We start from the raw sequence: 13590 nt of genomic DNA on the forward strand, positions 1-13590 counted from the left end.
TAAGTTTATACCAGAGGCGCAGATTTCACCGGAAAGTCAGGCTCAGGCGTACTCAGGGTACGTCGTAGCCCAGCGCCGCCTTACGGATGCGGAACCACTGCTGACGCGTCATATTCAGCTCTTCAGCAACAAGCGCAGCGCGGACGCGCTCAATTTTGCCGGAGCCAATAATCGGTAGCGGTTTAGACGGCAGGCGCAGTATCCAGGCGTAAACCACCTGCTCAATGCTCTCCGCATTCAGTTCGCGGGCCACCGTTTCAAGCTCGTTACGCAACGGCTGGAATGCTTCATCGTTAAACAGGCGGCCGCCTCCCAGGCAGGACCATGCCATTGGACGGATGCGCAGCTGTTGCAGTTGGTCGAGCGTGCCATCCAGCAGCAGCGGCTGATGAACAGGCGAGATCTCCACCTGATTCGTCGCCAGCGTAAACGGCAGGCGAGACTGCAATAGCGCAAACTGTGCCGGGGTGAAGTTAGACACGCCAAAATGGCGCACTTTGCCGCTCTGGTGCAGCGTCAGGAAGGCTTCCGCGACCTCATCCGCATCCATCAACGGATCGGGACGGTGGATCAGCAGCAGGTCGATACGATCGGTATCCAGGTTGATCAGTGACTGCTCGGCGCTTTTAACGATATGCGCGCTGTCGGTGATGTAATGCCCAAGCGCATGCTCCGGTTTTGCTGTGGTGGCAATACCGCATTTGGTCACAATCTCCATACGTTCACGCAGCGCTGGCGTACGCTTTAGCGCTTCGCCAAAGGCGGCCTCGCACTGATAGCCGCCATAAATATCAGCGTGATCGACGGTCGTGATCCCGAGATCGAGATGTTCTTCTATAAAATCCGCCAGCTGGACCGGAGACATATTCCAGTCCATAAGACGCCAGTAGCCCATAACAAATCGGGAGAATTCCGGGCCCTGCGGGGCAAGGGTAATACGCTGAACCATAACATTTTCCTCAAGGAAGTCATGTCACCAGTATACGCAATTACCCTGCTAAAACAGTGAAGGTTGCTGAGGTTCTTCGGGTTCAACCGCTTTATTTGCACGAATTTTGCGCAGCAGACGCTGTCGGCAGAGCCGTAAGACCTCCTGCTTCTGCGCGTCGCTGAAATTTTGCCAGTTAAAACGTTCATCGCGCGTGCGCATGCAGCCACGGCAGTATCCTCGTTCATCAACCTGGCAAATACCCCGGCACGGGCTCTGGACAGGGAAAAATTCCAGTTGCTCTGCCACACCAACCTCCAGAACGTTATTATTCCCTACAGTGAAGACCCTAAATGGATTGCATGCAAGGATGTCCGCCACAAACAGAGCATTAAGGTTTCGCTAATCTTTCCTTCTTATACTCGCCACATTGATATTATGAATGGTTTGGTTATCATGTGGTTCACTAAAAAGTTACACTGTAACGATATAAAATTTACGCTGGGCTGTGCGCTTTTCTTTACCGTACTGAATGCACTGTTTATCCAGCGCAGCTGGTCGATCATTGCGCCTGCGCGTCTGCACGATGTCCTGTTTGCTGCCAGCATACCGCTGGTGCTCTTCTGCGGCTGGGTCATTGTTTTTAGCCTGCTGAATATTCCCTATATACGCAAGCCGCTCATGATAGTCCTGACCCTGGGATGCGCCGCCGCAACCTGGTTTATGTATACCTATGGCGCGGTTATCGATCAGAACATGATTGTGAACGTGTTCGAAACTAATTCTCAGGAAGCGACTGCCCTGGTGACGCCACAGATGCTCCTGTGGCTGATTGTGGCGGGTCTGGTTCCATCGATTATTTTAGCCCTGACGCGCATTCGCACCGGAAAATGGTGGTATGCCCTCCTGACGCGTTTCGCCGCGATGCTGGGTGCGCTGCTGGCGATCATCCTGGTCGCGTCAGTGTTTTATAAAGACTATGCTTCGTTGTTCCGCAATAATAAAAGCATCGTCAAAATGGTCACCCCGGCGAATTACGTGAGCGCCGTGGTGAAATACAGCAAAATGCGCTGGTTTGCCGGCGACCAAACGCTGGTCCGCATTGGGGAGGATGCCCATAAAGGGGCGCTGATTTCTGGTCAACACAAGAAAACCGTGCTGGTTGTGGTGGTAGGCGAAGCCTCCCGCGCCGCAAACTACTCGTTAAACGGTTACCCGCGTGAAACTAACCCCGAGTTGAAAAAGCAGGCTGTCATCAATTTCCCGCAGGCCTCCTCCTGTGGCACGGAAACCGCCGTTTCCGTCCCCTGCATGTTCTCCGGCATGACGCGGAAAAAATATGACGCGGACCTCGCCCATCATCAGGAAGGTCTGCTCGACGTACTTAACCATGCCGGATTCAACCTGCTGTGGCGCGACAACGACGGCGGGTGTAAAGGCGCCTGCGACCGCGTCCCGCACACGGACATGACCCAGTGGAAACTGGATCAGTTCTGTAAGGACAAATCCTGTATCGACGACGTTAACCTGTACCGCCTGGACAATGTGCTGGATGGAATAAAGCAGGATACGGTTCTGGTTATTCACCTGATGGGCAGCCACGGTCCGGCCTATTACAAACGCTACCCGGACAGCTTCCGCAGGTTTACCCCAACCTGCGATACCAATGAAATTCAGGATTGCGATCATCAGTCGCTGATCAATACCTATGACAACTCGATTCTGTATACCGACAGCGTGGTCAGCCGAACCATCGACGCGCTGAAAACCCGGCAGGCCAGCATGAACACGGCGTTGATTTACCTCTCCGATCACGGTGAATCGCTGGGCGAAAGCGGAATTTACCTGCACGGTACGCCGTACATGCTGGCCCCGGAACAGCAAACGCATATTCCGTTTATGTTCTGGCTCTCCCCGGATTATGCGAAAAACTTTGGCGTAAACACGGATTGCCTGCGTGACCATGCCGCAAAAGAGGTGGTCTCACAGGACAATTTATTCGCCACCGTTCTGGGCATGATGGACGTAAAATCAGCGGTTTATCAGCCGCAGCTGGATATTCTGTCGCAGTGTCGTCGCTAAGCGGGCTTGCATTAGACCGAACGGTCTATTAGAGTTAAGGCATGAGCAGACACACTGAACACGATACGCGAGAACATTTGCTGGCTACCGGCGAGCGCCTTTGCATGCATCGCGGGTTTACCGGGATGGGGCTGAGCGAGTTATTAAAAACCGCTGAAGTGCCTAAGGGATCGTTTTATCACTATTTTCGATCTAAAGAGGCGTTCGGCGTTGCCATGCTGGAGCGGCACTATGCCAGCTACCATCAGCGCCTGGCAACCCACTTTGCCAGCGGAGAGGGCAACTACCGGGATCGTGTATTGAACTACTATCAGGAGACGCTGACGCAGTTCTGTCAGCAGGGCATCATCAGCGGCTGCCTGACGGTAAAACTGTCTGCCGAAGTGTGCGATCTCTCCGAAGATATGCGCACCGCCATGGATAAAGGAGCCAGCGGCGTTATTGCCCTGTTGGCTCAGGCGCTGGAGAACGGGCGCACTGAAAAAACGCTCTCCTTCTCCGGCGATCCGCTCGCGCAGGCACAGGTGCTCTATTCCCTCTGGTTAGGCGCCAACCTGCAAGCAAAAATGTCTCGCAGCGCCGTGCCGCTCGAAAGCGCGTTGGCGCATGTGAAAAACTGTATTAACGCGCCTGCCGTTTAGCCGGCGTTTTTATTTACCTATTTACTAGTCGACTGGTCTACTCAGGAGCCATTATGTCCGATGAAAAGTTGTTTACCCCTCTGAAAGTGGGTGCCGTTACTGCACCAAACCGCGTATTTATGGCCCCACTTACCCGTCTGCGCAGCATCGAGCCAGGCGATATCCCAACGCCATTGATGGGTGAGTATTATCGTCAGCGCGCCAGCTCGGGCCTGATTATTTCCGAAGCCACGCAGATATCTGCCCAGGCAAAAGGCTACGCCGGTGCGCCGGGTCTGCACAGCCCGGAACAGATCGCCGCGTGGAAAAAAATCACCGCAGGTGTTCATGCTGAAGAAGGCCGGATTGCGGTTCAGCTGTGGCACACCGGTCGTATCTCACACAGCAGCATCCAGCCTGGCGGTCAGGCGCCGGTATCTGCCTCTGCCCTGAACGCCAATACCCGCACTTCCCTGCGCGATGAAAACGGTAATGCGATCCGCGTCGACACCACCACGCCACGCGCGCTGGAGCTGGACGAGATCCCGGGTATCGTGAATGATTTCCGTCAGGCCGTCGCCAACGCCCGTGAAGCGGGCTTCGACCTGGTTGAGCTTCACTCTGCGCACGGTTACCTGCTGCATCAGTTCCTGTCCCCGTCTTCCAACCAGCGTACCGACCAGTACGGCGGCAGCGTTGAAAACCGCGCGCGTCTGGTACTTGAAGTGGTGGATGCTGTCTGTAATGAGTGGAGCGCAGACCGCATTGGTATTCGTGTCTCTCCGATTGGTACGTTCCAGAACGTCGACAACGGTCCGAATGAAGAAGCAGACGCGCTGTATCTGATTGAAGAGCTGGCGAAACGCGGTATCGCCTATCTGCACATGTCCGAGCCGGACTGGGCAGGCGGCAAGCCTTACAGTGAAGCCTTCCGACAGAAAGTGCGCGAGCGCTTCCACGGCGTGATTATCGGGGCGGGTGCGTATACGGCAGAGAAAGCCGAGGATCTGATCGGTAAAGGCCTGATCGACGCCGTGGCCTTTGGCCGCGATTACATTGCAAACCCGGATCTGGTTGCCCGTTTGCAGAAGAAAGCCGAACTGAATCCGCAGCGCCCAGAAAGCTTCTATGGCGGCGGCGCGGAAGGATATACCGACTACCCTTCACTGTAATCCCGCTTTGTACATTGATAGCGGCGGCCTTTCGCCGCTATACTAAAACATCGTTTCTGTTCAAAAAGATAATCCATTCCACTGGTTAATGAGGAAATTATGCGCCTACTTCACACCATGCTGCGCGTTGGCGACCTGCAACGTTCCATCGATTTCTACACTAACGTTCTGGGCATGAAGCTGCTGCGCACCAGCGAAAATCCGGAATATAAATATTCTCTGGCGTTCGTCGGTTACGGCCCGGAATCTGATGAAGCGGTCATCGAGCTGACCTACAACTGGGGCGTGGACAGCTACGAGCTGGGTACGGCTTACGGCCACATCGCGCTTGAAGTGGATAACGCCGCCGAAGCCTGCGAACGTATCCGCAGCAATGGCGGTAACGTCACCCGTGAAGCCGGTCCGGTTAAAGGCGGTACCACCGTAATTGCGTTTGTGGAAGATCCGGACGGTTATAAAATCGAACTGATCGAAGCCAAAGACGCTGGTCGCGGTCTGGGCAATTGATCCCGCAGGGCGCGCTATGCGCCCGTTGTTTTGCTGCATCCCCGCTTAAAATTTGCCATAATGCGCACTGCTTTTTCCCCCTTGTAAGAGACCCTGATGTCCGATAACGCTCAATTTACCGGTCTGTGCGACCGTTTTCGTGGTTTTTATCCTGTTGTCATTGATGTAGAAACAGCCGGATTTAACGCTAAAACCGATGCGCTGCTTGAGATTGCCGCCATCACGCTGAAGATGGATGAACAGGGCTGGCTTGTACCGGACACCACGCTGCATTTCCACGTTGAACCCTTTGAAGGGGCAAACTTACAGCCAGAGGCGCTGGCCTTTAACGGTATCGATCCGACAAACCCGCTGCGCGGGGCGGTAAGCGAATACGAGGCGCTGCACGCCATTTTCAAAACGGTGCGCAAAGGCATGAAAGAGAATGACTGTAGCCGCGCCATCATGGTGGCCCATAACGCTACGTTCGATCACAGCTTCACCATGGCTGCCGCCGAGCGCGCCTCGCTGAAGCGTAATCCATTCCATCCGTTTGTGACCTTCGACACCGCCGCGCTGAGCGGCCTGGCGCTGGGGCAAACCGTGCTCTCTAAAGCCTGCATCACGGCAGGTATTGCGTTTGACGGCACCCAGGCGCATTCCGCGTTATACGATACCGAGCGTACGGCGGAGCTGTTCTGTGAGATCGTCAACCGCTGGAAACGTCTGGGCGGCTGGCCGCTGCCGATGGGCGACGAGGCCGATCTTCAATCGTAGATTGGGTAATCAACAGCCGCACAGGACAAAAAAAAGCGACCAACATAGTGTGGTCGCTTTTTTATATCCGCAGAAAATTTATTCAGCGTCCGGCTCTTCGGTTTTATACTTCGCGGCAGTCTCTTTGATCAGCTGTTGCAGTTCGCCGCGCTGATACATTTCAATCAGGATGTCGCATCCGCCAACCAGTTCACCATCAACCCACAGCTGTGGGAAGGTCGGCCAGTTTGCGTATTTTGGCAGTTCAGCGCGAATGTCCGGGTTTTGCAGGATATCAACGTAAGCAAAACGCTCACCACAGGCGGACAGCGCCTGAACCGCTTGCGCGGAGAAGCCGCAGCTTGGCAGCTTCGGAGAACCTTTCATGTACAGGAGAATCGGGTTTTCAGCGATCTGGCGCTGAATTTTTTCAATAGTGGTGCTCATGTCTTGCTTCCTTTAACTTCTGTTACGGCATCAGTCTGACATTGTAGCGGGTCAGGCCGACATCGGAAAATAACATTTTTGTCACGTCTAATTATTTTATCGCTTATCGCATAAAGTTGCATTGCTAATGTCGTTTATCCCCAGACGCGGTGCGGTTTTGCTTAAAGAGCGAACAAGCGGACAACAGAATGGCGAATTTTTTTGCACTTGCTAACGAAACACGATTTTTGAATGAAAAATGCTATTAACTTCTTCTGATTTTATGGATTAGAATCGACAAGTTTTGTCAATCTCACGCGGGTATGCATTGTAGCCTGCACTTATCAGGGGACTGCCCAGTGGCGCGGATAACTAAAATCTCGATGACGCTCTGTGCTTTACTGTTTACCACACTCTCATTTACGCCAGCGGCGAACGCCTCCGAACAGGCGCGGCATTCTGCTGTACAAAAAACGCATCTGGCAAAAAGCACAGAACGTAAGAAAAAAACCACCAGCAAGACCGTAAAAAAGAAAACGACCTCTCAGACCAAAAAGACCGCCTCCAGTAAAACCAAAACTCTCCGTTCCGGCACGCACAAAACCTCCGGTAAAACCGCCAGCCTGGTTAATGAAAAGTGCACCGTGCGCAAAGGCCATAAAACGAAATGCGCGAAGGTGACGAAGCTGGCTGAGGTGCATAAAGCTCGCATGCAGAAAGCGCAAAAAACGGCGATGAACAAACTGATGGGTCAAATTGGTAAACCGTATCGCTGGGGTGGCACCTCTCCCCGCACGGGTTTTGACTGTAGTGGGCTGGTCTATTACGCCTATAAAGATCTGGTGAAGTTCCGCATTCCGCGCACCGCCAATGAGATGTACCATCTGCGTGACGCCGCGCCTGTAAATCGTGGCGAACTGCAAAATGGCGACCTGGTGTTCTTCCGAACCCAGGGGCGTGGCACGGCCGATCACGTTGGGGTGTATGTGGGTAACGGTAAATTTATCCAGTCACCACGCAGCGGTCAGGATATTCAGATCACTTCCCTCAGCGAAGATTACTGGGTACGCCACTATGTGGGCGCACGCCGTGTCATGACGCCAAAAACCATCCGCTAACCCCTGCCCTGCCGCCTTCACGGCAGGGTAAGTTCCTCTTTTGCATACCCTTTCAATTTGCTATTCTGTCCTTGTTGTCTGTAGGGTTATTGGCAACGTATAAAACTATAAGGAGAGAAGCAATGTCGTTCGAATTACCTGCACTACCGTATGCAAAAGACGCTCTGGCCCCGCACATTTCTGCGGAAACCCTGGAGTACCATTACGGCAAGCATCACCAGACCTATGTCACCAACCTGAATAACCTGATCAAAGGCACCGATTTTGAAGGCAAAACGCTGGAAGAGATCGTGCGCAGTTCTGACGGTGGCGTATTCAACAACGCCGCTCAGGTCTGGAACCACACCTTCTACTGGCACTGCCTGGCCCCAAATGCAGGTGGAGAGCCTGCCGGTGAGTTAGCCGCAGCGATTAACGCCGCGTTCGGCAGTTTTGCGGATTTCAAAGCGAAATTTACTGACGCCGCCGTTAAAAACTTTGGCTCCGGCTGGACCTGGCTGGTAAAAGAGGCCGATGGCAAACTGGCTATCATTTCCACTTCTAATGCGGGTACCCCTCTGACCACCCGCGCAACGCCGCTGATGACCGTGGACGTATGGGAACACGCTTACTACATTGATTACCGTAATGCGCGCCCGAACTACCTGGAACACTTCTGGGCACTGGTTAACTGGGAATTTGTTGCGAAGAACTTCGCCGCATAAGAGACACGCAGAAGGGGCAGCCCTTCTGCGTTTTTGTTTATTCCGCCGTACACGCCGCTTCAGGCTGTTTACGACCAGACATCATCACCAGCAGCAGGCCGAGTGCGGCAATGATCGCCCCCATCACCGGCACAAAGCTGTAACCCAAACCACCGGATATCACCGCCCCGCCCGCTGCGGCTCCCAGCGCATTGCCCAGGTTAAACGCACCGATATTCACGGACGAAGAGAGCCCCGGCGCTTCGTGCGCAACGCGCATTACGCGCATCTGCAACGGTGGCACCACGGCGAAGGTTGCGGCGCCCCACACCACCATGGCAATCGCGGCACCCACTTCGTTACGTGCCAGCCACGGGATCGCCACCATGATGACAATCAGCAGCGTTAAAAAACCTTTCAGCGTCCCGCTGACGGAGCGGTCTGCAAATTTCCCGCCGAGATAGTTGCCAATCGAGAACCCGACGCCAATAAGCACCAGCATCGCGGTAACAAACAGTGGCGTTGCGTGGGTAATGTCATGCAGTACCGGGGAGATATATGTGTAGAGCGTAAACATCGCCCCGGCCCCCAGCACCGTGGTGAGCAGCGCGGACAACACCTGAGGACGCATGAGCACCGCCAGCTCTTTACGCACTTCCGGACGTTCTCCCGCACTTCCTTTCGGCAGTGAGAAGAACAGCGCGACCATTGCGACCACGCCCAGTCCGGCGGTTGCGAGGAAAGACATACGCCAGCCGATGGCTTCTCCCAGCCAGGTGGCAGCGGGAACGCCGCCGATATTAGCGATGGTGAGGCCCATAAACATAGTGGCTACCGCGCTGGCCTGCTTATGCTTTGGCACCACGCTGGCGGCAACAACGGAGCCCAGTCCGAAGAAGGCACCATGGTTGAGGCTGGTCAGAATGCGCGAAAGCATCAGCGTGGTGTAATCGGGCGAAATCGCGGAAAGCACATTTCCGAGAGTAAAAATTGCCATCAGGAAAATCAGCGCGTTGCGGCGCGCGCGGTGCGAAAGCAGCAGCGTCATCAGCGGCGCGCCCACCATCACGCCGATTGCGTAGGCGCTAATTAACATACCGGCCGCAGGGATAGAGACGTCCACCCCCCGGGCGATAACGGGCAATAATCCCATCGGGGAGAATTCAGTGGTGCCAATCCCAAAGGCGCCAATCGCCAGGGCCAGCAGGGGAAAATTGATTTTCATGAAGAGACTCCGGATACCGTGCCATAACCCGGCACAGAATTAAGAAGTCAAAAGCATGACATTAATCACAAAAAATGAGAAGTTAACATTTTGGCAAAAGATTTTTGCCGTAGAGGTAACAATAGCGGCAAGAGAGAGGGAGAAGATCTCCCTCTCCTGAATCAGTGCAGCGCAGCGGTTAAACCACCGGCAACAATCAGAGCAAGAACAACAATGGTGGTAAACAGCGAAAACTTCAGATCGGTACTCATCAATTTTTCTCCTTTTATTCACCCTACGAAAAGTGAGCTTGCTCATTTTTACACAGTTCAGGTCAAAAATCTTCCAGGATTTAAACGGATATACACTTTACCTCTTCCCCTTTTCATCAAGATAGGACAAAATTCCACGCTAAATTTATTAGCGTACCGGCCACTGACCCCCTCCTGACGTCCTGTGTCGTTTTCCCGGCGTGTCGCAACTCATGTTTGCGTGATAAGGGTGAGAGAAGGCAAACGTTTACCTTCATATTTTTCAGGAGCTTAGGATATGGTCTGGAGTGACATTTAATGGCAACAATTAAAGACGTAGCAAAACGCGCAAACGTTTCCACTACAACCGTATCACATGTTATTAACAAAACGCGTTTCGTTGCTGAAGAGACGCGTAATGCCGTCTGGGCGGCAATCAAAGAGCTGCACTACTCGCCAAGTGCGGTCGCGCGCAGCCTGAAGGTTAATCACACCAAATCGATTGGCCTGCTGGCCACCAGCAGTGAAGCGGCCTACTTTGCTGAAATCATCGAAGCCGTTGAAAAAAACTGCTTCCAGAAAGGCTATACCCTGATTCTGGGCAACGCGTGGAACAACATTGAAAAACAGCGCGCTTACCTGTCAATGATGGCGCAAAAGCGCGTCGACGGCCTGCTGGTAATGTGCTCTGAATACCCTGAGTCGGTCCTTTCCATGCTGGAAGAGTATCGCCACATTCCGATGGTGGTGATGGACTGGGGCGAAGCGCGCGCAGATTTCACCGACTCCGTTATTGATAACGCCTTTGAAGGCGGCTATATGGCGGGGCGTTATCTGGTAGAACGCGGCCATCGTGAAATTGGCGTGATCCCGGGTCCGCTGGAGCGTAACACCGGCGCTGGACGTCTGGCCGGTTTCATGAAGGCGATGGAAGAGGCGCTGATCACCGTGCCGGAAAACTGGATTGTTCAGGGCGACTTCGAGCCGGAGTCGGGCTATCGCGCCATGCAGCAGATCGTCTCCCAGCCTCATCGCCCTACTGCGGTGTTCTGCGGCGGAGACATCATGGCGATGGGCGCGCTCTGCGCGGCGGATGAACTCGGCCTGCGCGTCCCGCAGGATATCTCGGTGATCGGCTATGACAACGTGCGCAACGCCCGCTTCTTTACCCCGGCGCTGACCACTATTCACCAGCCGAAAGATTCGCTGGGTGAAACGGCCTTCAATATGCTGCTGGACAGGATCGTCAACAAGCGTGAACAGTCCCAGTCCATTGAGGTTCACCCGCGCCTGATAGAACGCCGTTCCGTTGCGGACGGTCCGTTCCGCGACTACCGTCGTTAATCACTTTACGGGGCCAGCTATGCTGGTTCCCGCAACCACTCCCGGTTCAGCGTTTCGCTGTCGCCCAGATAATCCAGCAGCCAGGCCATGGCGGGCGAGACGTCGTTTTGCTGCCACGTCAGGCAGCACGCGGCATCCGGGAAGGGGTTTTCCAGCGTCAAGGCCACCCACTCTCCCGCGTCGATGCGCGGGCGCGCAAAATGCACCGGCACCATGCCCACGCACAGCCCCGCGCTCAGACAGGTGGCTGACGATTCCCAGTCCGGCGCAACCACGCGGCGCTGATTATCGAGCAGCCAGGTAATGCGCTTGGGCAACGAACGCGATGTATCTTCCAGCACCAGCGAGGGCCAGTTGCGTAAGGTGTCATCGCTCAGCGGCCCTTCCAGCGCCGCCAGCGGGTGTTCGCGCGCGACCACGCAGGTCCAGCTCAGCATGCCCATATCGCGAAACGCGTAGCGCCCACCAACCGGGATCGCCTGGGTTGCACCAATAGCCATCTCCACCCTGCCGTCCGCCAGCGCGTCCCATACGCCGTTGAACACTTCCTGCGAAACACGCAGTTCGACGTCGGAAAAATGACGATAGAAATCGACGATCATCTGCCGGGTCCGTTCCGGCTTAACGATGTTATCCACCGCGATAGCGAGATGCCCGCGCCAGCCGTTGGCGATCTGCTGGCACTGCTCCCGGGTGATCTGCATTTTTTTGATAACAGATCGCCCTTCCTTCAAAAACCACGCTCCGGCAGGCGTGAGCTCCACGTCGCGATGACGCCGCTCGAACAGCGGGACCGCCAGCCATGCTTCCAGCTGGCGCACCGTATAGCTGATAGCCGAAGGAACGCGGTGCAGCTCCTGCGCGGCACCGGTAAAGCTGCCGTTACGCGCCACGGCATCAACCACTTCAAGGGAATAATCTGACCACATCTTTAGCCTGCAAAATTTTTGAATGCACTCGCCAAATATTAGCGTTTCACAAGCCGCTTTGCACTCCCTACACTCTGCGCCAACGTACACCTGCCTCCTCAGGAGAAAAAACAGTGCAACCCAGGAAAGGATTTTTAGTCTGGCTCGGCGGCTTAAGCGTGCTGGGCTTTTTGGCGACCGATATGTATCTGCCCGCGTTCGCCGCGATGCAGGAAGATTTGCAAACGCCTGCCGCCGCCATCAGCGCCAGTTTGAGCTTGTTCCTCGCCGGCTTTGCTTTTGCGCAATTGCTGTGGGGTCCGCTCTCGGATCGTTTTGGCCGTAAGCCCGTTCTGTTGCTGGGGCTGGCGATTTTTGCCGTAGGCTGTCTGGGTATGCTTTGGGTCCGCGATGCCACCTGGCTACTGGCGCTGCGCTTTATTCAGGCGATCGGTGTCTGCGCCGCAGCGGTGACCTGGCAGGCGCTGGTGACCGATTACTATCCCGCCTCGCGCACTAACCGCATATTCGCCACCATTATGCCGCTGGTCGGCCTGTCGCCGGCGCTTGCCCCGCTACTGGGCAGCTGGATCCTGGCGCATTTCGACTGGCAGGCCATTTTTGCCACGCTCTTTGCCATTACGCTGGCGCTCATGCTGCCCGCATTCGGGCTAAAACCTGCGCATAAAAAAGAGACGCATCCGGACGCGAAGCCCATCACCTTTACCTCTTTACTGCGGTCGAAAGCCTATCGCGGTAACGTGCTGATTTATGCTGCCTGCTCTGCCAGCTTCTTTGCCTGGCTGACCGGTTCGCCGTTCATTCTGCATGACATGGGCTACAGCCCGGCGGCTATCGGCCTGAGCTACGTTCCACAGACCATAGCTTTCCTCGTAGGCGGCTATGGCTGTCGCGCCGCACTGCAAAAATGGGATGGTCAGCAGATGCTGCCCTGGCTACTGGTACTGTATGCGTTAAGCGTGATTGCGACCTGGGGCGTTGGCTTCATTCCCGGCGCCGGGCTTGCAGAAATTTTGATTCCGTTCTGCGTTATGGCGATCGCTAACGGGGCCATTTACCCTATCGTTGTGGCGCAGGCGCTACGTCCGTTCCCGCAGGCGACGGGCCGCGCTGCCGCGCTGCAAAATACCCTGCAACTTGGCCTGTGCTTCCTGGCAAGCCTCGTGGTCTCTGCGCTGATCGCCACACCGCTGCTCACCACCACCAGCGTAATGCTGGTTACCGTTGCGCTGGCAGGTCTGGGGTATCGTATGCAGTCCTCCGCGCGTGGGGAGCAGAATGACAACGCGCAAACCGAAACGTCTCACGCCTGATTACGCGGGAAATTATGTTAAAAACCAGTGATTAGGTTGCTAACAATTTTCTGTTGAATCACCCATTTTTGAGGCCTATACTGAATTTGGTTCGATAAATACGATAAATATTAAGCGTTAACGGGAGCCGGAGCGCTCCCGTTTTACCATGGAAGGCATTTCGGCAAGGGTTATCTCCCTTCCTCTGTTCTACGTCGGATATTAGCCTCGCGGGCATTTACCGTGAGATTTCTCACAAACCAAAAAAGCGTCTACGCTGTTTTAAGGTTCTGATCACA

15 protein-coding genes are annotated in these 13590 nt (G+C 54.8%); 9 read left to right on the forward strand and 6 right to left on the reverse strand.

From position 1 onward, the window contains the following. Positions 1 to 52: 52 nt before the first annotated feature. Both G6Q29_RS10065 and G6Q29_RS10070 read right to left on the reverse strand, forming a co-directional pair. Entirely contained in the window at positions 53 to 949 is an 897-nt protein-coding gene (locus G6Q29_RS10065; RefSeq protein WP_165465498.1) for an aldo/keto reductase, read from the reverse strand. Between the two features lie 48 nt (positions 950 to 997). Further along, positions 998 to 1237: a DUF1289 domain-containing protein gene (locus G6Q29_RS10070; protein ID WP_003857614.1), complete on the reverse strand. Its 240-nt coding sequence runs from the start codon at positions 1235 to 1237 to the stop codon at positions 998 to 1000. Between the two features lie 147 nt (positions 1238 to 1384). Here G6Q29_RS10070 and eptA point away from each other — a divergent pair, with 147 nt between their 5' ends. The 5 genes from eptA (at position 1385) to rnt (ending at position 6065) form a co-directional block, all read left to right on the forward strand. Continuing rightward, positions 1385 to 3010: a phosphoethanolamine transferase EptA gene (gene eptA / locus G6Q29_RS10075; protein WP_165465499.1), complete on the forward strand. Its 1626-nt coding sequence runs from the start codon at positions 1385 to 1387 to the stop codon at positions 3008 to 3010. Positions 3011 to 3051: 41 nt separating this feature from the next. Further along, positions 3052 to 3651 (forward strand): TetR/AcrR family transcriptional regulator, encoded by a 600-nt coding sequence (locus tag G6Q29_RS10080; RefSeq protein ID WP_165465500.1) that lies wholly within the window; start codon positions 3052 to 3054, stop codon positions 3649 to 3651. 53 nt (positions 3652 to 3704) lie between these two features. After that, positions 3705 to 4802: an alkene reductase gene (locus G6Q29_RS10085; protein WP_165465501.1), complete on the forward strand. Its 1098-nt coding sequence runs from the start codon at positions 3705 to 3707 to the stop codon at positions 4800 to 4802. A gap of 99 nt (positions 4803 to 4901) precedes the next feature. After that, on the forward strand, positions 4902 to 5309 hold the full coding sequence (gene gloA, locus G6Q29_RS10090) for a lactoylglutathione lyase (protein WP_003857623.1): 408 nt from the start codon (positions 4902 to 4904) through the stop codon (positions 5307 to 5309). Positions 5310 to 5405: 96 nt separating this feature from the next. Further along, a complete protein-coding gene (rnt, locus tag G6Q29_RS10095) occupies positions 5406 to 6065 on the forward strand; it encodes a ribonuclease T (protein WP_165465502.1) in 660 nt (219 codons plus the stop codon). A gap of 78 nt (positions 6066 to 6143) precedes the next feature. On the opposite strand, the gene grxD is transcribed toward rnt, so the two are convergent. After that, complete coding sequence (gene grxD / locus G6Q29_RS10100) at positions 6144 to 6491, reverse strand: monothiol glutaredoxin 4 (RefSeq protein ID WP_003832760.1); 348 nt, start codon at positions 6489 to 6491, stop codon at positions 6144 to 6146. A 338-nt stretch (positions 6492 to 6829) separates the two neighbouring features. Between grxD and G6Q29_RS10105 the strand changes: the two genes are divergently transcribed. Both G6Q29_RS10105 and sodB read left to right on the forward strand, forming a co-directional pair. Beyond that, positions 6830 to 7588, forward strand: a complete 759-nt coding sequence (locus G6Q29_RS10105; protein WP_165465503.1) for a C40 family peptidase — start codon at positions 6830 to 6832, stop codon at positions 7586 to 7588. Positions 7589 to 7710: 122 nt separating this feature from the next. Beyond that, positions 7711 to 8292 carry a superoxide dismutase [Fe] gene (gene sodB / locus G6Q29_RS10110; protein ID WP_165465504.1) on the forward strand — a complete coding sequence of 194 codons (582 nt, stop codon included), beginning with the start codon at positions 7711 to 7713 and terminating at the stop codon, positions 8290 to 8292. Positions 8293 to 8329: 37 nt separating this feature from the next. On the opposite strand, the gene G6Q29_RS10115 is transcribed toward sodB, so the two are convergent. Then, the gene (locus G6Q29_RS10115) at positions 8330 to 9496 is read right to left on the reverse strand and encodes an MFS transporter (protein WP_165465505.1); all 1167 of its coding nucleotides are present in this window, start codon (positions 9494 to 9496) and stop codon (positions 8330 to 8332) included. A 161-nt stretch (positions 9497 to 9657) separates the two neighbouring features. Continuing rightward, positions 9658 to 9747 (reverse strand): YnhF family membrane protein, encoded by a 90-nt coding sequence (locus G6Q29_RS10120; protein ID WP_003857632.1) that lies wholly within the window; start codon positions 9745 to 9747, stop codon positions 9658 to 9660. A gap of 297 nt (positions 9748 to 10044) precedes the next feature. On the opposite strand from G6Q29_RS10120, the gene purR reads away from it, so the two are divergent. Beyond that, the gene (gene purR, locus G6Q29_RS10125; protein ID WP_003857634.1) at positions 10045 to 11070 is read left to right on the forward strand and encodes an HTH-type transcriptional repressor PurR; all 1026 of its coding nucleotides are present in this window, start codon (positions 10045 to 10047) and stop codon (positions 11068 to 11070) included. A gap of 17 nt (positions 11071 to 11087) precedes the next feature. On the opposite strand, the gene punR is transcribed toward purR, so the two are convergent. Beyond that, the gene (gene punR, locus G6Q29_RS10130) at positions 11088 to 11999 is read right to left on the reverse strand and encodes a DNA-binding transcriptional activator PunR (protein ID WP_165465506.1); all 912 of its coding nucleotides are present in this window, start codon (positions 11997 to 11999) and stop codon (positions 11088 to 11090) included. Positions 12000 to 12112: 113 nt separating this feature from the next. On the opposite strand from punR, the gene punC reads away from it, so the two are divergent. Next, complete coding sequence (gene punC, locus G6Q29_RS10135) at positions 12113 to 13312, forward strand: purine nucleoside transporter PunC (protein ID WP_165465507.1); 1200 nt, start codon at positions 12113 to 12115, stop codon at positions 13310 to 13312. Positions 13313 to 13590 lie beyond the last annotated feature (278 nt).

The sequence above is a fragment of the Enterobacter cloacae genome, from assembly GCF_011078175.1.
Classification (GTDB): Bacteria; Pseudomonadota; Gammaproteobacteria; order Enterobacterales; family Enterobacteriaceae; genus Enterobacter; species Enterobacter cloacae_Q.